This window comes from Pseudomonas sp. S8, from assembly GCF_050473925.1.
GTDB lineage: Bacteria > Pseudomonadota > Gammaproteobacteria > Pseudomonadales > Pseudomonadaceae > Aquipseudomonas > Aquipseudomonas parakoreensis.
The window spans coordinates 2,444,540-2,461,967 of record NZ_JBFDVZ010000016.1 but is presented as its reverse complement, the minus strand read 5'-3'; the positions used below and the strand labels follow the sequence as shown (position 1 = coordinate 2,461,967).

Genomic DNA, 17,428 nt, shown 5'->3' with positions numbered 1-17,428 from the left:
GGGGTTTTGGGTGTTTATCCGTTGCTTCGGGTGTTGCGGCTGGCGGTTTCGCTTTTACAGCGAGTCCCTTTGGCAAACGCCCCAAAGGAACCAAAGGTCTGTGCCCTGACGTTCGGCCCGCTCGCTAAAGCTCGGGGTTCCTTCGCTCCGGGATCGATCCGGGCGCATCGCCTCCGGTTTGCTTCGCTGCACCTCCTCTCGATGTGTTCGACTTCGTCGAACGGTCGCTTCGCTCCCACCCCCGGATCAATCCCTCCGCTCAGCCTGCCGACGGGCCGGTGAGTCAAGATCAAGAGCTTTCGGCGAGCTGACACTCGGCCATTGAGTGGTGAAGAGCCTGCGGTCGGCTTTTGCTTTGCTGTAGGGGTGAGCCTGCTCGCGATGGCGGCCTGAAAGCCGACCAATCTCCAACTGCCTGCACCCAATCCCACTGTGGGAGCTGGCTTGCCAGCGATGGCGGCCTGACAGCCGACCAATCTCCAACTGCCTGCACCCAATCTCTCTGTGGGAGCTGGCCTGCCAGTGATGGTGACCTCCCAGCCGACCAATCTCCAACTGCCTGCACTCAATCCAACTGTGGGAGCTGGCTTGCCAGCGATGGCGGCCTGACAGCCGACCAATCTCTAACTGCCTGCACCCAATCTCTCTGTGGGAGCTGGCCTGCCAGTGATGGTGACCTCCCAGCCGACCAATCTCCAACTGCCTGCACCCAATCCCACTGTGGGAGCTGGCTTGCCAGCGATGGCGGCCTGACAGCCGACCAATCTCCAACTGCCTGCACCCAATCTCTCTGTGGGAGCTGGCCTGCCAGTGATGGTGACCTCCCAGCCGACCAATCTCCAACTGCCTGCACTCAATCCCACTGTGGGAGCTGGCTTGCCAGCGATGGCGGCCTGACAGCCGACCAATCTCTAACTGCCTGCACCCAATCTCTCTGTGGGAGCTGGCCTGCCAGTGATGGTGACCTCCCAGCCGACCAATCTCCAACTGCCTGCACTCAATCCCACTGTGGGAGCTGGCTTGCCAGCGATGGCGGCCTGACAGCCGACCAATCTCCAACTGCCTGCACCCAATCCCACTGTGGGAGCTGGCCTGCCAGTGATGGTGACCTCCCAGCCGACCAATCTCCAACTGCCTGCACTCAATCCAACTGTGGGAGCTGGCTTGCCAGTGATGGCGGCCTGACAGCCGACCAATCTCCAACCGAATACATCCAATCAACTGTGGGAGCGAGCCTGCTCGCGAAGTCGCCCCCACAATCACTTCATCTCTATCTGGCCGCCTCAGCATTCCCATACAAATAATCCGTCGCCAGCGACGCCATCGTCCTCACCCCAACCACCAGCGCCGACTCATCCACAAAGAACCCCGGATTATGATTCGGCGCGGCCTTGCTCATGTCCTGATCCCGTGGTGTCACGCCGAGAAATACGAACAACCCCGGCACTTCCTTGGCGAAGAACGAGAAGTCTTCCGCGCCGCCCACCAACGGTGCATTGACCACGTCATCCTTGGCTGCCCACTTCAACGTCGGCAGCATTTTTTCCGTCAGTGCCGGGTTGTTGATCGTGGGGTCGTATTTTTCGATGATGGTGACGTCGGCTTTCGCGCCGCCGCTTTCGGCGATTTTTTCGATGGTCTGGCGTACGTCGGCGTGGAGTTTCTGGCGGATGCCGTAGTCGTAGGAGCGGATGGTGCCGCTCATGTCCACCGACTCGGGAATGATGTTGTAGCGGGTGCCGCCGTTGATGGTGCCGATGCTGACCACCGACGGGTAAGACGAAATATCGGTGCGGCGGCTGACCACGGTTTGCAGGCCGACGATGGTTTGTGCGCCGACGGTGATCGGGTCGATGCCGTCCCACGGGCGGCCGGCGTGGGTCTGTTTGCCGAGGATTTTGATGCGCAGGTCGTCGGAGCTGGCCAGGGTGGCGCCGGGGCGGTAGGCGATCTGGCCGGCGGGGACGCCGGCCCAGACGTGCAGACCAAAGACGGCGTCGGGTTTGGGTGATTTCATCACGCCTTCCTGCACCATCATTTTCGCGCCCCAGGTGTTCTTGCCGTCGGGGATGAAGTCGCTCGGGCCTTCTTCGGCGGGCTGGAAGTAGAACACCACGGTGCCGGGCAGGGTGTCGCGCAGACCGGTGAGGACTTTCGCCGTGCTCAACAGGATCGCGGTGTGGGCGTCGTGGCCGCAGGCGTGCATCACGTCGACTTCTTTGTCCAGATAAGTGCCTTTGGCTTTCGAGGCGAAGGGCAGCTCGGCGACTTCCTTGACCGGCAATGCGTCCATGTCGGCGCGCAGGGCCACGGTCGGGCCGGGCAGGGCGCCTTTGAGGATGGCGACTACGCCGGTGCGGGCGACGTTGGTTTTCACTTCCAGGCCCAGCGCCTTGAGCTGTTTGGCGACCAGTTCCGCGGTGCGTTTCTCGGTGTTGCCCAGTTCCGGATGCGCGTGGATGTCGCGGCGGGTTTCCAGCAGTTCCGGTTCAAGTGCCTTGGCTTGCGTGGCGATCTGTTCGCGGGTGCTGTCCAGGGTGGCGGCGCTGGCGGTGCCGGCCAGCAGGGTGAGCAGAACAGTCTGGGCGATACGTGTCAGCTGCATCGGGTTTCTCCATGGTTATTGTTTTTCTGGCTTCCCCGCCTGTGACCCGAGTGTCTGCGCGAAGTGCTATTCCTTCGGCTGGCCACCGCCGGCAGTGATGACCTGCACACTCATGCGTGGCGTCGCCAGATCGAGTCCGGCTTCGTCCAGATGGCGTTTGAGCGACAGGTTGAACGCGCGGGAAACTTCCCATTGTTTGATCGGCGCGGTCTTGAACCGCGCGCGCAGGATCGCGCTGCCGGACTCGAAACTTTCCACGCCCTGAATCTCCAGTGGCGACCAGATATTGCGCCGTTGCAGCGGGTCGGTGCGCATTTTCTGGCCGACTTCGCGCATCAGTTTGATCGCGTCGTCGATTTCCATGTTGTACGGCACCGCCACGCGGAAAATCGCGTAGCCGAACTCGCGGGAGTAGTTCTTGATGCTTTTGATTTCGCTGAACGGGATGGTGTGAACGATGCCGTCGATATCGCGCAGGCGCACAGTGCGGATGGTCAGGCCTTCGACGGTACCCAGATGGCCGCCGACATCGACGTAGTCATCAATGGCCAGCGAGTCTTCGATGATGATGAACAGGCCGGTGATCAAATCCGCCACCAGCGACTGCGCACCGAAACCGATGGCCAGACCGATCACACCGGCACCGGCCAGCAGTGGCGTGACGTTCATGCCCATGTTCGCCAGGGCGACGATCAGCGCAATGATGAAAATCGCCACGAACAGCACGTTGCGGATCAGCGGCATCATCGTCTGCGCGCGGGCATTCGCCAGGCCTTTGCGCGAGCGGGTGAGGGCGTGATGCACGGCGGTGTCGGCGAGGATCCAGATCAGCCAGGAGAAAATCAGCGTGCCGATCAGGCTGAACAGTTTGACGCTGACGTCGTGCCCTTCGCCCTCGGCAAAGCCGATCAGCGATTTGCCCCAGACGCGCAGGCCGAGTTCGATGAAGATCAGCCACACCAGCAGGTGGGCGAGGGTGTAGAAGAAGCTTTTCAGGCGTTCCGAGTACAAGGCATGGCGCTTCGGCCCGCGTTGCGGTTTGAGTGAGTGCCGGCGCACGAGACCGTTGATCACCATGCACATCACCAGCAGCACCGTGCAGATCAGTGACTGGCGCAGGGCGGTGCTGGTGTCGCCGGCGGAGACGAAGGTGGCGAACAGCGAAATCCCGACCAGCACCAGCGCCGGCACGTACCAGAAGGTGCCGAGGATATCGATGGTGTCGCTGAGGGCGCGGCGGGTCAGGCGACGGGACAATGGCTGGTTGCGGATCAGATGGGCGATTGGCCGGCGGAAACGCAGGATGAACAGCCCGGTGAACAGCGCCGCGAGGACATTGGTGACGGTCGCGGTGGTGTGCGCCAAATGCACGCCGAGGCTTTCCACCAGGCGCGGATCGTTAAGCGCTTCACCGAACGCGGCGAAGCTGCCGATCAGCCACAACGGACGGAACGCCTGATGCCGCAGGATGTACAGCGCCCGATGCCGGTGCGGGCCGTCGAGCAGCGAGAAGGCGATCACGCAGATCGCCGAGAAACAGGTGCCGACCACCAGCGCATACGCCAGCACCATCGCCAGGCTCTTGCCCAATGACGACGGCAGCGCGTAGCTCATGTAAACGGTGATGACCAACGCGATAAGCCATGGCCCGAGCTTGCGCAGGGCGAAGCGCAGCATGTCGAGGGCCTTGGGGTGCTGCGGCAGTTCTTCGGTCAGGCCGAAGCGCATGCGCACCCGGTGACCGAGCCAGATCAGCGCGGCGGCGAGCAGGCTCCAGACCATCAGAATCACCGCGAAGCCGAAGATGATCGGCAGCCACTCGCTGGCCGGCAACATCAGGTTATCGAGTTCGTCCTTGGCCAGATCGAACTCGTCGGACCAGCGGGTCAGCGGACTGTCGTCGCCGGAGAACTGCTTCTCGAAACTGGCCAGCGTGCCGCCAATCAGGCCCAGCACGCCTTCTTCCGGTGAAACCTGGGCTTTCTTTGTGGCGTCGCGCAGCTTTTTCAGGTCGCTCAGCAACTGTGCGCGTTGCTTGTCGTTTTCCAGCGACTTGATGACTTCATCCAGCGACTGACCCAACGGTTCCTGCGCCTCGGGCTGCGCCTTGGTGGAGTTGAGCAACCCCGGCAAGCCGACCGCGTGGGCAGGGGCCAGCGGCAGCAGCGTCATCAGGCAGACAAGGAACAGGCAGGGCAGAGCAAACAGACGAGCGAACACTAGGCGGTCAACCTCGCAAAGGGGCGAATTGAGCGAGTGTACGAGGCAGTCAGAATCAATGCGAGCCGGGCGCGGATTTATTCGTTGAGTTTGGCGAGGATCTTGTAGACCACGGTCGCCAGGATCATAAGCATGCCGATCCACATGGCGAAGACGCCGGCGTTCTTGTCGCGGAAGTTGAAGCCGATGGCCAGCAGGATCATCCCGCTCAGGATCGGGACGAGCATGGCATGGAACGAAGACATCGAGATCATGGAGACTGCCTTGTCGAAGGGGATGATGTAAGTCTAGGTCGGTTTCTTTGAAGCTGTATTGATCTGTGTAGGAGCTGCCGCAGGCTGCGATCTTTTGATCTTGGGTATGCAATTCAAAAGCAAGATCAAAAGATCGCAGCCTTCGGCAGCTCCTACAGGGGTTTGCGATGAGCTTATGGCAACTCGCGGCTGGCGTAGAACGCGCTCAGCACTTTGACCAGGTGTGCCAGGTCATGGCTGCCGCACAGTTCGCGGATCGAGTGCATGGCGAAGGTCGGCAGGCCGATATCGACGGTGCGCACGCCCAGATGGCTGGCGGTGATCGGGCCGATGGTCGAACCGCAACCCATGTCGCTGCGCACCACGAAGCTCTGTACCGGCACTTCTTCGGCCATGCACAGGTGGCGGAAGAATCCGGCGGTTTCGCTGTTGGTGGCGTAGCGCTGGTTGCTGTTGACCTTGATCACCGGGCCGGCGTTGAGTTTCGGGCCGTGGTTGGCGTCGTGCTTCTCGGCGTAGTTGGGGTGTACGCCGTGGGCGTTGTCAGCCGAGACCAGCAGCGATTTCTGAATGGTACGGACGAACTCGTCGCCTTCCGGCAGCAGGCGGCGCAGGGTCTGTTCGAGCATCGGGCCATCGGCACCGCACGCCGAGCAGGAGCCGACTTCTTCGTGGTCGTTGCACACCAGCACGCAGGTTTCTTCGGTGTCGGCGCTGAGCAGGGCTTGCAGGCCGGCGTAGCACGACAGCAAGTTGTCCAGGCGCGCGCCGGCGATGAAGTCGCCATGCAGGCCGATGATCGCCGCGCTCTGGGTGTCGTAGAAACTCAGCTCGTAATCCAGCACCACGTCGGCGTTCAGACCGTGTTCGCGAGCCAGTTGATCGGTCAATACCGCACGGAAGTCGACGCGCTCGTCACCGGCGAACTGCGCGAGGATCGGCGGCAGCTCCGTCTGTGCGTTGATCGCCCAGCCTTGGTTGGCTTCACGGTTGAGGTGAATCGCCAGGTTGGGAATGATCGCGATTGGCGCCTTGAAGTCGATCAACTGACTTTCGACCTTGCCGTCGCGACGGAAGGTGACGCGACCGGCCAGCGACAGGTCGCGGTCGAACCACGGCGCCAGCAGTGCGCCGCCGTACACTTCAACGCCCAGTTGCCAGAAGCCCTGACGTTGCAGTTCCGGTTGCGGCTTGACCCGCAGACACGGGCTGTCGGTGTGGGCGCCGACCAGACGGATCCCGTCGTGCAGTGGCGAGTTGCGGCCCATTTTGATCGCGACGATTGAGGAGTCGTTACGGGTGACGTAATAGCGGCCGTTGGCCTCGGTGGTCCATGGCTCGCGCTCGTCGAGGCGCACGTAACCGGCGGCCTCCAGACGCTGAACAAGGCTGGCGGTGGCGTGGAACGGGGTAGGGGAGGCCTTGAGGAAGTCGATCAGGCCTTGGTTCAACTCTTCGCGCATAAGAAGCTCCAGACAGCAATGGGCGCGAGTTTAACGCATCGGCCGGGGAATTGAATCCGAACCGGATCCCTGTGGGAGCGAGCTTGCTCGCGAAAGCGCTATGACATTCAACATTGATGCTGACTGATCAATTGCTTTCGCGAGCAGGCTCGCTCCCACAAGGGTTCGGCGGTGCTTGTCAGAACGGCGCAGGGCACTCGAAGCGCAGACGCTCGCCGGTTTGCGGATGGGTGAAGCTGAGCATGCTGGCGTGCAGGCACAGGCGCGGCCAGGCGGCGAGGGCCTGTTCGTGGGCGTAGAGCCCGTCGCCCAGCAACGGGTGCCCGATGGACAGCATGTGCACGCGCAACTGGTGCGAGCGCCCGGTGATTGGCGTCAGTTCGACGCGGCACCAGTCGCCGCAACGTTCCAGTACGCGCCAGAAGGTCAGTGCGTGTTTGCCGAATTCGTGGTCGACCACGTGGCGCGGTTTGGTCGGTGGGTCGTAGCGCAACGGCAAATCGATGCTGCCGCTGTCCAGTTCCGGCTGACCCCAGGCCAGGGCGGTGTAGGCCTTTTCGGTTTCGCGGTCGTGAAACTGTCGCGACAGTTCGCGGTGGGTGTCGGCGTCACGGGCCAGCAGAATGATGCCGGAGGTTTCCCAGTCCAGGCGATGGACGATACGCGCCTCCGGGTAGCCGTTTTCCTGCAGACGGGTGATCAGGCAGTCCTTGTTGTCGTCGGCGCGACCGGGCACCGAGAGCAGCAAGGTCGGCTTGTCGACCACAAGGACAGCGGCGTCCTGATGGATGATGCGGATGTTGGACAGCGGCATTAAAACAGCCTCGTAACAAATGCCAACGGCGGCTCAGACTGCTGATAACCCTGTAGGAGCTGCCGAAGGCTGCGATCTTTTGACGTTGAAGATCAAAAGATCGCAGCCTTCGGCAGCTCCTACACGAGCATCAGCAGCCCGAGCCGCCGTAGCGACTGCCGGATCGACTCAGCGATCAGGCAGGGTGATGTTGAGTTCCAGAATCGAGCAACTGCCCTGGCTTTCCAGTGCAACATGTACGTCGTCGTTGCCGATGTTGACGTACTTGCGGATCACATCGACCAGTTCCTTCTGCAAGGCTGGCAGGTAATCCGGCGTGCTGCGCTGGCCGCGCTCATGCGCCACGATGATCTGTAGACGCTCTTTCGCTACCGAGGCGGTACTTGGCTTTTTGTTGGCACGAAAGAAGTCAAAAAGGTTCATTACCTACCTCCAAACAGGCGCTCGAAGAATCCCTTCTTCGTAACATCGAGGAAACGATGTTCTTTTTCTTTGCCCAGCAGACGATCAACGGCATCGCTGTAGGCCTGACCGGCATCGCTCTGGTCGTCGAGAATCACCGGGACACCCGAGTTGGAAGCCTTCAGGACCGCCTGCGACTCAGGGATGACGCCCAGCAGGGTCACGGCCAGGATTTCCTTCACGTCTTCAACGCCCAGCATTTCGCCATCGCTGACGCGCTGCGGGTTGTAACGGGTCAGCAGGAGGTGTTCCTTGATCGGCTCTTCGCCGAGTTCGGCACGACGCGATTTGCTGGCCAGCAGGCCGAGCATGCGGTCGGAGTCACGTACCGAGGACACTTCCGGGTTGGTCACGATGATCGCTTCGTCGGCGAAGTACATCGCCAGGTGTGCGCCTTTCTCGATGCCCGCCGGGGAGTCGCAGACCACGAAGTCGAAGTCTTCCTTCAACTGCATCAGGACTTTTTCCACGCCTTCCTGGGTCAGCGCGTCTTTGTCACGGGTCTGGCTGGCGGCCAGCACGTAGAGGTTTTCCAGGCGCTTGTCTTTGATCAGGGCCTGCTGCAGGTTGGCTTCGCCGTTGACCACGTTGACGAAGTCATACACCACGCGACGCTCGCAACCCATGATCAGGTCGAGGTTACGCAGGCCCACGTCGAAGTCGACGATCACTGTTTTGTGGCCGCGCAGTGCGAGGCCGGTACCGATAGCGGCGCTGGTGGTGGTCTTACCCACACCACCCTTGCCGGATGTAACCACGAGAATCTTGGCCAAGGTGTTTCACCCCTAAGGAAGAAGGACTGTTTAGCCCCTGAAAAACATCTCTTGAAAACTACTGCAGTCGGACAGCCTTGGCTGGAATTCGGCGCAAGTCGCAATTGCCGGGGGCAAACGCTCCTTGATCCTTTTTCCTACTTCGTTTGAGCCGTTTTCGCTACGTTTTAGAGATGCTTGGAAAATGCGGCAGTATCCGTTAAAGCCGAATGATGTTCAACACGTCGGCCGACAGGCTGACCTGTACACCGGAGCCCCACAGTGGATCGCGGCGCAAATCTTCGGAAACCTTGTAATGCCCGGCGATGGAGATCAGTTCAGCGCTCAATTGCTGACAGAAAATCCGCGCCTTGGTGTCGCCTTTGACGCCGGCCAGGGCGCGACCGCGCATCGGGCCGTATACATGGATGTTGCCATCGGCCAGAAGTTCCGCCCCCGGACTGACCGAGGAAACCACCACCAGATCGCCACCCTGGGCGTATATCTGTTGGCCACCACGTACTGGCGTGGTGATGACGCGGGTCGGTTTGACCGTCGGCTCCGGCGGTTTTTCCGGCTTCTTTTTGACTTCCGGTTCCGGGGCCTCCAACGGCCGCTCGCGGGCGCCGGACGGCGGCAGCACCGGGATGTCGATGGCGATGGCGGCAGCGATGTCTTCGATACGGCTGGCGCGGATTGCCAGGGTGCGCAGGCCATGTTGGCGGCACACGCGCATCAGCCCGGGCAGATCGACCGCGCCTTCGCCGGGTGGCAGTTTGTCCAGCGCCAGGACCAACGGTGCATTGCTGAAGAAATTCGGTGCCTGGGCGACTTTGGCGGCCAGTTGCCGATCAAGGCTGTCGAGGTCGTTGCGGGACAGTTCCAGCACCGTAATGGCCAGCATGCTGCCCTTCAACTGGAACACGGGATCTCGGTCTGGCGATTCGTTTTGGCTCATATCGGCATACAACGGCTTGTCACTAAAAGTGCCGAGACTTATAACGAGAACGCCCGCGAGCCGCAAGCCGGGTCGAACGATGTAGAATGCGCGGCCACTGAATTTACGGAAGCTTTAATGGATCGCCCGCGTTTTCGAAGAGCCTATCTTTCTCCCCGCTTCTGGCCGCTCTGGTGCGGTCTGGGGCTGTTGTGGCTGGTCGTGCAGTTGCCCTATGCGGTCTTACTGACGATCGGTCGTGTTTTGGGCGCATTGATGTATCGCGTGGCCGGCGACCGGCGGCGCATCGCCAAGCGTAATCTGGAGCTGTGCTTCCCGGAAAAATCCGCTGCCGAGCGCAAACGCCTGCTTAAGGAAAACTTCGCCTCCACCGGCATCGCCTTCTTTGAAATGGCGATGAGCTGGTGGTGGTCCCGTGAGCGTCTGGCCAAACTGGCCCACGTCGAAGGCCTGGAGCATCTGCAAAAAGCCCAGCGCGAAGGCAAGGGCGTGATCCTCATGGCGGCGCACTTCACCACCTTGGAAATCGGCGCGGCGCTGCTCGGCCAGCAGCACACCATCGACGGCATGTACCGCGAGCACAAGAACCCGTTGTTCGACTTCGTCCAGCGTTGCGGCCGCGAGCGGCACAACCTCGATTCGCTGGCGGTGGAGCGTGACGACGTGCGTGGCATGCTCAAGCTGCTGCGTTCGGGCCGGGCGATCTGGTACGCACCGGATCAGGACTATGGCGCCAAGCAGAGTATCTTTGTGCCGCTGTTCGGCATTCAGGCAGCGACCGTGACCGCGACCACCAAATTCGCCCGCTTGGGTAAAGCGCTGGTGGTGCCGTTCACTCAGGAGCGTCTGGCCGACGGCAGCGGTTACAAGCTGGTGATTCATCCGCCGCTGGAAGACTTTCCGGGTGAAACCGAAGAGGCCGACTGCATCCGCATCAACCAGTGGGTGGAAAGCGCCTTGCGCGCCTGCCCTGAGCAATACTTGTGGGCGCACCGCCGCTTCAAGAGTCGTCCACCGGGCGAGCCGAAGCTTTACCCGAAACGGCGCGGCTGATTCACTCACCCTTTCAAGCACCACGGAGCGTTGCGATGAGCCCAGCTGAACCGGTCACAGGTTTGATTCTTTCCGGCGGCGGGGCTCGGGCGGCGTATCAGGTGGGGGTGCTGGCGGCGATTGCCGAATTGCTGCCGCTGGGCGCGGACAATCCGTTTCCGGTGATCGTCGGCACTTCGGCCGGGGCGATCAATGCGGTCAGCCTGGCCAGCGGCGCCACCGATTTTCGCGCGGCCATCGAACGTCTCACTCTGTTCTGGCAAGGCTTTCGCAGTCATCGGGTGCTGCGCAGCGATTGGCCCGGGGTGATCCGTCAGGCCAGCCGCTTTGTCAGTCACAGTCTGCTCGGCATCGGTCGGCAACTGCCGGTGGCGCTGCTCAACAGTTCGCCGCTGCGCGACCTGCTCAATGAAAAACTACACATGCCCGGCATCGCCGAATCCATCGCCCGCAAGCAATTGCATGCGGTGGCGGTGACCGCGTTCGGCTACGAATCGGGGCAGGCGGTGACCTTCTATCAGGGCGGCGGCAAGATCGATGCGTGGTTGCGCCATCGACGGATCGGCGTGCCGGCGCAATTGTCGGTGGACCATTTGCTGGCCAGTTCGGCGATCCCGTTGCTGTTTGCCCCGGTGAAAATCGGTGAGGAATATTTCGGCGACGGCGCAGTCCGCCAATCAGCACCGATCAGCCCGGCGCTGCACCTGGGTGCGAGTCGGGTGCTGGTGGTGGGTGTGAGCGGCAACCCGCGCGGTTTTGATCCGCAGCAGCCGCTGGAGCGCGCCTACACCGGGCAGCAGCCGACGCTGGCGCAGATCGGCGGGCACATGCTCAACAGTACGTTCATTGACAGTCTGGAAAGCGACATCGAGTTGCTCCAGCGTCTGAATCAGTTCAGTCGACTGATGCCCGATGGCGTGCCGACTCGTGAGTTGGGCGTGGCGCCAGTGGACGTGCTGGTGATTGCGCCGAGTCAGCCGATCGACGAGATCGCCGCGCGGCATCGCCAGGAGTTACCGGCGGCGTTGCGCTTGTTTCTGCGCGGTCCGGGGGCGACGAAAACGAGCGGAGCAGGGGTGCTGAGTTATCTGTTGTTCGAGGCGGGGTATTGCAGCGAGCTGATCGATTTGGGACGGCGTGATGCGTTGGCCAAGCGTGAGGAGTTGTGCCGGTTTCTGGGGATCACCGAGTCGGTGGTTCCGGCCTGAGATTTGCGGTGCGGCGAATCGCTGGCAAGCCAGCTCCCACAGGTTTTTGGATGGGCACAAAAAAGTGAACGACACATAACCTTGTGGGAGCTGGCTTGCCAGCGATGGCGTCCTTGCAGACGCCAGCGATACCAGGATCAGAAGTGGAACTTCACCAGGAAGCTGGTCACGTTCTGATTGGTGGTGAAGCCACGGGTGTCGTCGATCCCGTACTTGTCTTTCCAGTAGTCGTATTCAACACCGACGTACAGTTGCTTCTCGCCGAAATGCAGCGCCTTGCCCAGGTCGTATTTGACCTGTGGGTTGAAGTGCAGGTTGGCGTGGTATTCGCCTTTGCTGTTGACGTCGTTGTCGACCACCCAGTCCATGTAACCGTCGATCAGCACGTTCGAGCTGCCGACCGGGATGGTGTAGGACCAGACCGGCGTGATCTGCCAGACGTTATCACCCGGACGCGAGCCGTCGGTGTGGCGCTGGTAGAAGTTCAGCTGGAAGTAGTCGAAACCCGGGATCGCCAGGTCGAAGCCAGGACCGATCAGGTACGACTCGACGTCGCCTTCACCGAACTCGTAAGTCATCGCCAGCAGCACGTCTTTGATCGGACCGAATTCGAGCTTCTGGTCGAGGACTTTGCCCAGCGAGATGCGCGGCTGGAACTCACCGTAATAGGTGTTGTTGCCGACGCCGCCGTCTGGCTTGCCGTTGTAGAAGATCTTGTCGATGAACAGGAAGTTATCCCCGTACTTCCAGGCATCGGCGTGCTCGAAGGTGACGGTCTGCTGGATCGCCGGGTTGACCTTGAAGTCTTTGCCGTAGAGATAGGTCAGGCTGTTGTTCTGCCATTGCAGCAGGCCGTCGGCCATGGCTTGGCCGCCGGCCAGCATCGATCCCGCAAGCATCAGGCTGGTGCACATACGTTTCATTCGGTTGCTCCCAAAGTAGGTGTTCCACGTTTATTTTTTTAAGATCGGCGCTCTGGTGTGGCGCCTTTTTTCATTGCTGCAAAAGTCATCCGATCGGTCAGCTTCGCTGGTGATAGCAAGAGCTGGGCCAACGCTTTCGAAAAGCAAAAAAACGCCCGTTCGGCTGCTGAAAAACAGTCGATTGCGCGTGTTTTCGGGATGCCTCGGTACTGGCCGGGGCCGGGATAAGTTGGCCCGTCGGTCAGGAATTAAATCCGGGCTTTTTTTTAGACCGAATTCAAGAGGCCGCGGAGAATACTGACTCCTCGGCCAGCTCTCAAGTGCCCCGCAACAGAGCACCGACGACAGGTATGGGGCACGGTTGCGGGCCATCTCAGAAGTGCACCTTCACCAGCAGGCTGGCGGTGTTCTGGTTGGTGTCGAGGTTGTGACTGCTTTCGACGCCATATTTGTTCTTCCAGTAGCTGTATTCGGTGCCGACGTACAGCTGCTTCTGGCTCCAGCCCAAGGCTTTGCCGAGGTCGTATTTGATCTGCGGATTGATGTGCAGGTTGGCGTGGTAAGTGCCGCGCGAGTTCTGATCGTTATCGACCACCCAGTCCAGATAGCCATCGATCAGCAGGTCGGAGTTGCCCAGCGGCACGCTGTACGACCAGCCCGGAGTGATCTGCCACACGCCGTCGCCAGGGCGCGGGCCTTCGGTCTGGCGGCGGAAAATGTTCAGGGTCACGTAGTTGAAACCGGGCACTTTCAGGTCGAAGCCGGGGCCGATCAGGTAGGCTTCGCTGTCGCCTTCGCCGTACTCGTAGGTCATCGCCAGCAGCACGTCCTTGATCGGCCCGAACTCGATTTTCCGGTCGAAGATCTTGCCGAACGAGAAGCGCGGGGTGAATTCGCCGTAGAAGGTGTGCGGGCCTTTGTTGCGGTCTTCCTGGCCGTTGTAGAAGATCTTGTCGACGAACAGGAAGTTGTCGCCGTACTTCCACTTGTCGGCGTGCTCGAACGTCACCGTCTGCTGGATCGACGGGTTGATCGCGAAGTTCTTGCCGTACAGGTAGCTCAGGCTGTTGGTCTGCCACAGCAGTAAATCGCCGGCCATGGCCTGACTCGCGGCCAGCAGGCCGCCACTCAACAGAACGTTGGTTTGCGTGCGAATCATCGGTTGCTCCCTCTTGTTTTTATTGTTGAGGCAGGGTGTTGCACGTCCCCTGTGGGAGCGAGCCTGCTCGCGAAAGCGGTGTGTCATTCAACAGTGATGTTGACTGACATGGCCTCTTCGCGAGCAAGCTCGCTCCCACAGGGATAATCGGTAATGCTGTTAATGCGCGTGGCAGTCGTTGATCGCGGCGCGTTCGGCGCCGCCGAGGATGTTGAACAGCAGGTTCAGCGTCAGTGCGCTGAGCGTGGCCATGGCGATACCGCTGTGGGTGATCGGGCTCATCCACAGCGGCAGATGCGCGAAGAACTCCGGACGCACCACCGGGATCAGGCCCATGCCGATGCTCACTGCCACCAGCAACTGGTTGCGACGGTCACCGATGTCGGCTTCCTGGAGAATCTTGATCCCGGTGGCAGCGACCATGCCGAACATCGCAATCGCCGCTCCACCTAGCACTGCCGGTGGAATCGATGCGACGAGGAACGCCGCTTTCGGCAGCAGGCTCAGCACGATCAGCAGGCCACCGGCAACGATGGTCACCGAACGGCAACGCACGCCGGTCATCTGCACCAGGCCGATGTTCTGCGCAAACGAGGAGTGGGTGAAGGTGTTGAAGAAACCGGCAACGAACGAGGCGCCGGCATCGCACAGCAGGCCGCGCCGCAGCATCCGTGGGCAGACTTCCTGACCGGTGATCTTGCCCAGCGCGAGGAACATCCCGGTGGACTCGACGAAAATGATCACCACCACCAGACACATCGACAGGATCGGCGCCAGTTCGAATTTCGGCATGCCGAAGTGCAGCGGGGTGACGAACTGAACCCATGGCGCGTTGGCCATGCCGCTCAGGTCGACCATGCCGATGGCGCCGCAGAGCACGTAGCCCAGGCACATGCCGATCAGCACGGAAATATTGACCCAGAAGCCGCGCATGAAGCGGTGGATCAGCAAAATGGTCGCCAGCACCAGCGCGGCGATGGCCAGATAAATCGGTGAGCCGAACTGCGCCGCAGCGGCCCCGCCACCGGCCCAGTTCACGGCCACGGGGAACAGCGACAGACCGATCGAAGTGATGACCGTGCCAGTCACCAACGGCGGGAAGAAGCGCACGACCTTGGACATGAACGGAGCGATCAGCATGCCGAAGAGTCCGGCGGCGATGGTCGCACCGAAGATCCCTTGCAGACCGATACCGGGCATGCCGGCCATGGCGACCATGCTGCCGACGGCCGCGAAACTGGCGCCCATCATTACTGGCATGCGGATGCCCATCGGGCCGATCCCGAGCGACTGGACGATGGTGGCGATACCGGCGACCAGCAGGTCGGCGTTGATCAGGAAGGCGATTTCTTCACGACTCAGGCCAGCGGCCTGTCCGATGATCAACGGCACCGCGATGGCACCGCCGTACATCAGCAGAACATGTTGCAAACCGACCAGGATCAGTTGCAAAAGGGGCAAACGCTGAATGGCGGGTGCGTCGGGGATGCGCGCTTTGGACAGCTCGGACATGCAACACCTCGGATCTTTTTATTCTTGTGATTAACAGCTGTCGGGTTGCTCACAGCTGTTTCTTTGCATCAGGTAAACCGCGTCGCGGCTAATCGCTGGCAAGCCAGCTCCCACACAGGCAGTGCAAAACCCTGTGGGAGCTGGCTTGCCAGCGATGCTTTTACTGCTTAGTTGGTCTGGGCTCCCTGCGCGATCCAGGCACCGATCAGGTCACGTTCCTGCTGGGTCATCTGTGTGATGTTGCCCAGTGGCATGATCTGCGTGGTGATGGCTTGCGCCTGGATCCGCGCCGCGTTCTGGCGGATCTGCTCGGGGGTGTCGAACATCACACCGGCAGGTGCCGCGCTGAACAACGGGCTGGTTGGTTTGGCCGAATGGCAGACCGCGCAGCGTTCCTGGATCACGTTGTGCACCTTGTCGAAGGCCGGACCTGCGTTGGATGCTTGCGCCGGTGCCGCAGCCGGGGCTGCTGCTGGCGCTGCAGGTGCCGCCGCTTCAGCCGGTTTCGCGCCACCGCCCAGTGCCGTTTCCGGCAGTGGCTGGTACTCGATTTTCGCGGGTGCCTTGGCCACGTCCGGTGCGGTCGGCATCGGCGCCGGGCCGGTGACGTACGCCAGGGTGATCATGCCCACCGCTGCCACAGGCAGTGTCCAGGCAAACTTGTGGCTGTCGTGACGGGTGTTGAAATAGTGACGTACCAACACCGCCAACACCGCGATCCCGGCCAGGATCAACCAGTTGTACTGGCTGCCATAAGTGCTCGGGAAGTGGTTGCTGATCATGATGAACAGCACCGGCAGGGTGAAGTAGTTGTTGTGACGCGAACGCAGCAGGCCTTTGGCTGGCAGCGCCGGGTCTGGCGTACGGTTCTCGGCAATCGCCGCCACCAGTGCACGCTGCGCCGGCATGATGATGCGGAACACGTTGCCGACCATGATGGTGCCGATGATCGCGCCGACGTGCAGGTACGCTCCACGACCGCTGAACACTTTGCTGAAGCCATACGCCGCGCCGATGATCAGCACGAACAGGATGAAGCCGAGCAGGGCCGGTTTCTTGCCAAGGGCCGAATCGCAAAGGAAGTCGTAGATGAACCAGCCGGCGATCAGCGAACCGATGCCGATGGCCACGCCTTCAGGGCCGGTCAGGCCGCTGCCGGGTGCCACGAGGTAGAGCACGGGGTTGGAGTAGAACACCACGCACAGCAGCGCGATCCCCGACATCCAGGTGAAGTAGGCTTCCCATTTGAACCAGTGCAGGTTCTCCGGCATCGACGGTGGGGCCAGTTTGTATTTTTCCAGGTGATAGATACCGCCGCCGTGGATCGCCCACAGATCGCCGGCCAGACCGGTTTTCGGGTTGACGCGGTTGAGGTTGTTCTCCAGCCAGACGAAGTAGAACGACGCGCCGATCCAGGCCACGCCAGTGATCATGTGAACCCAGCGCACGCTCAGGTTCAGCCATTCCAACAGATGTGCTTCCACAGTCTTTACCTCTCGCCTGTCACTCTTGTTGTCGAGTGATCAGACCTTCTCTTATTGGTGGGGGGCGAGGATCAACCGCTCATCCTCTTTGAAAAAATGCTCATCGCAGTTATTGCCTGTGCCACTGCGATCAACCACCAGGAAGTCATCCCGCTTTTCGATCGTCAGCACCGGGTGGTGCCAGACGCCGCGATGGTAATTGATGCCCTGCCTGCCGTTGGTGACGAAGGCGCGGACCAAGCCTGATACAGGTACATCGCCAAGTGGCGCGACCACGATCAGAAAGGGGTTGCCGAGCAGCGGAATGAAAGCCTGGCTGCCCAGCGGATGGCGTTCCAGCATGCTCACGGTCAACGGCATGTCCTGCGCGTCGGCGCGGAAGATGCTGATGATCGCGTTGTCCTCAGGCGTAGCGGTTTCGACCGTCGCCAGTTTGTGGAAGCGCATGGTCGAACCGTTGTTGATCATGAAGTGGTCGCTGCCGTCGGTTTCGATCACGTCACCGAAGGGGGCGAAGGCTTCTTTGGTCAGCGGTTCAATCTGTAGTGTGCGCATGCTGTT

The 17,428-nt window shown here is 61.1% G+C and carries 15 protein-coding genes; 2 read left to right on the top strand and 13 right to left on the bottom strand.

The genetic code is table 11. The annotated features are described in order from the left end of the window. Positions 1–1,270 precede the first annotated feature (1,270 nt). The 8 genes from AB1J88_RS12155 to minC all read right to left on the bottom strand — a co-directional run bounded on the left by AB1J88_RS12155 (position 1,271) and on the right by minC (position 9,528). On the bottom strand, positions 1,271–2,605 hold the full coding sequence (locus AB1J88_RS12155; RefSeq protein ID WP_430291165.1) for an amidohydrolase: 1,335 nt from the start codon (positions 2,603–2,605) through the stop codon (positions 1,271–1,273). A 66-nt stretch (positions 2,606–2,671) separates the two neighbouring features. Then, positions 2,672–4,825 (bottom strand): mechanosensitive ion channel family protein, encoded by a 2,154-nt coding sequence (locus AB1J88_RS12150; RefSeq protein WP_047292938.1) that lies wholly within the window; start codon positions 4,823–4,825, stop codon positions 2,672–2,674. A 77-nt stretch (positions 4,826–4,902) separates the two neighbouring features. Next, positions 4,903–5,079 carry a hypothetical protein gene (locus AB1J88_RS12145; protein WP_177327380.1) on the bottom strand — a complete coding sequence of 59 codons (177 nt, stop codon included), beginning with the start codon at positions 5,077–5,079 and terminating at the stop codon, positions 4,903–4,905. A gap of 173 nt (positions 5,080–5,252) precedes the next feature. Further along, positions 5,253–6,542 (bottom strand): M18 family aminopeptidase, encoded by a 1,290-nt coding sequence (locus AB1J88_RS12140; protein WP_047292939.1) that lies wholly within the window; start codon positions 6,540–6,542, stop codon positions 5,253–5,255. A 178-nt stretch (positions 6,543–6,720) separates the two neighbouring features. Further along, the gene (locus AB1J88_RS12135; RefSeq protein WP_007960625.1) at positions 6,721–7,356 is read right to left on the bottom strand and encodes an RluA family pseudouridine synthase; all 636 of its coding nucleotides are present in this window, start codon (positions 7,354–7,356) and stop codon (positions 6,721–6,723) included. 168 nt (positions 7,357–7,524) lie between these two features. Continuing rightward, a complete protein-coding gene (minE, locus tag AB1J88_RS12130; RefSeq protein WP_003223146.1) occupies positions 7,525–7,779 on the bottom strand; it encodes a cell division topological specificity factor MinE in 255 nt (84 codons plus the stop codon). Beyond that, positions 7,779–8,591 (bottom strand): septum site-determining protein MinD, encoded by an 813-nt coding sequence (minD, locus tag AB1J88_RS12125; RefSeq protein WP_007960626.1) that lies wholly within the window; start codon positions 8,589–8,591, stop codon positions 7,779–7,781. Before minD ends, minE begins: the two co-directional genes overlap by 1 nt. Positions 8,592–8,790: 199 nt before the next feature. Then, positions 8,791–9,528 carry a septum site-determining protein MinC gene (minC, locus tag AB1J88_RS12120; protein ID WP_027613349.1) on the bottom strand — a complete coding sequence of 246 codons (738 nt, stop codon included), beginning with the start codon at positions 9,526–9,528 and terminating at the stop codon, positions 8,791–8,793. A 117-nt stretch (positions 9,529–9,645) separates the two neighbouring features. Between minC and AB1J88_RS12115 the strand changes: the two genes are divergently transcribed. Then, complete coding sequence (locus AB1J88_RS12115; protein ID WP_430291164.1) at positions 9,646–10,581, top strand: lipid A biosynthesis lauroyl acyltransferase; 936 nt, start codon at positions 9,646–9,648, stop codon at positions 10,579–10,581. A 35-nt stretch (positions 10,582–10,616) separates the two neighbouring features. After that, entirely contained in the window at positions 10,617–11,789 is a 1,173-nt protein-coding gene (locus AB1J88_RS12110) for a patatin-like phospholipase family protein (protein ID WP_430291163.1), read from the top strand. A gap of 137 nt (positions 11,790–11,926) precedes the next feature. On the opposite strand, the gene AB1J88_RS12105 is transcribed toward AB1J88_RS12110, so the two are convergent. The 5 genes from AB1J88_RS12105 to AB1J88_RS12085 all read right to left on the bottom strand — a co-directional run bounded on the left by AB1J88_RS12105 (position 11,927) and on the right by AB1J88_RS12085 (position 17,422). Then, positions 11,927–12,712 (bottom strand): outer membrane protein OmpK, encoded by a 786-nt coding sequence (locus AB1J88_RS12105; RefSeq protein WP_041068818.1) that lies wholly within the window; start codon positions 12,710–12,712, stop codon positions 11,927–11,929. 373 nt (positions 12,713–13,085) lie between these two features. Then, on the bottom strand, positions 13,086–13,871 hold the full coding sequence (locus AB1J88_RS12100) for an outer membrane protein OmpK (RefSeq protein WP_086794739.1): 786 nt from the start codon (positions 13,869–13,871) through the stop codon (positions 13,086–13,088). Positions 13,872–14,030: 159 nt separating this feature from the next. Continuing rightward, the gene (locus tag AB1J88_RS12095; protein WP_222015613.1) at positions 14,031–15,383 is read right to left on the bottom strand and encodes a nucleobase:cation symporter-2 family protein; all 1,353 of its coding nucleotides are present in this window, start codon (positions 15,381–15,383) and stop codon (positions 14,031–14,033) included. A gap of 167 nt (positions 15,384–15,550) precedes the next feature. Then, positions 15,551–16,867 (bottom strand): urate hydroxylase PuuD, encoded by a 1,317-nt coding sequence (locus tag AB1J88_RS12090; protein WP_041068826.1) that lies wholly within the window; start codon positions 16,865–16,867, stop codon positions 15,551–15,553. 51 nt (positions 16,868–16,918) lie between these two features. Then, positions 16,919–17,422, bottom strand: a complete 504-nt coding sequence (locus tag AB1J88_RS12085) for an ureidoglycolate lyase (RefSeq protein WP_041068829.1) — start codon at positions 17,420–17,422, stop codon at positions 16,919–16,921. Positions 17,423–17,428: the final 6 nt, after the last annotated feature.

Coding starts and splice junctions, on each gene's coding strand:
- AB1J88_RS12155 (WP_430291165.1), bottom strand. CDS start 2,605: ATGCAGCTGACACGTATCGCCCAGACTGTTCTGCTCACCCTGCTGGCC.
- AB1J88_RS12145 (WP_177327380.1), bottom strand. CDS start 5,079: ATGATCTCGATGTCTTCGTTCCATGCCATGCTCGTCCCGATCCTGAGC.
- AB1J88_RS12140 (WP_047292939.1), bottom strand. CDS start 6,542: ATGCGCGAAGAGTTGAACCAAGGCCTGATCGACTTCCTCAAGGCCTCC.
- AB1J88_RS12135 (WP_007960625.1), bottom strand. CDS start 7,356: ATGCCGCTGTCCAACATCCGCATCATCCATCAGGACGCCGCTGTCCTT.
- minE (WP_003223146.1), bottom strand. CDS start 7,779: ATGAACCTTTTTGACTTCTTTCGTGCCAACAAAAAGCCAAGTACCGCC.
- minC (WP_027613349.1), bottom strand. CDS start 9,528: ATGAGCCAAAACGAATCGCCAGACCGAGATCCCGTGTTCCAGTTGAAG.
- AB1J88_RS12115 (WP_430291164.1), top strand. CDS start 9,646: ATGGATCGCCCGCGTTTTCGAAGAGCCTATCTTTCTCCCCGCTTCTGG.
- AB1J88_RS12110 (WP_430291163.1), top strand. CDS start 10,617: ATGAGCCCAGCTGAACCGGTCACAGGTTTGATTCTTTCCGGCGGCGGG.
- AB1J88_RS12105 (WP_041068818.1), bottom strand. CDS start 12,712: ATGAAACGTATGTGCACCAGCCTGATGCTTGCGGGATCGATGCTGGCC.
- AB1J88_RS12100 (WP_086794739.1), bottom strand. CDS start 13,871: ATGATTCGCACGCAAACCAACGTTCTGTTGAGTGGCGGCCTGCTGGCC.
- AB1J88_RS12095 (WP_222015613.1), bottom strand. CDS start 15,383: ATGTCCGAGCTGTCCAAAGCGCGCATCCCCGACGCACCCGCCATTCAG.
- AB1J88_RS12085 (WP_041068829.1), bottom strand. CDS start 17,422: ATGCGCACACTACAGATTGAACCGCTGACCAAAGAAGCCTTCGCCCCC.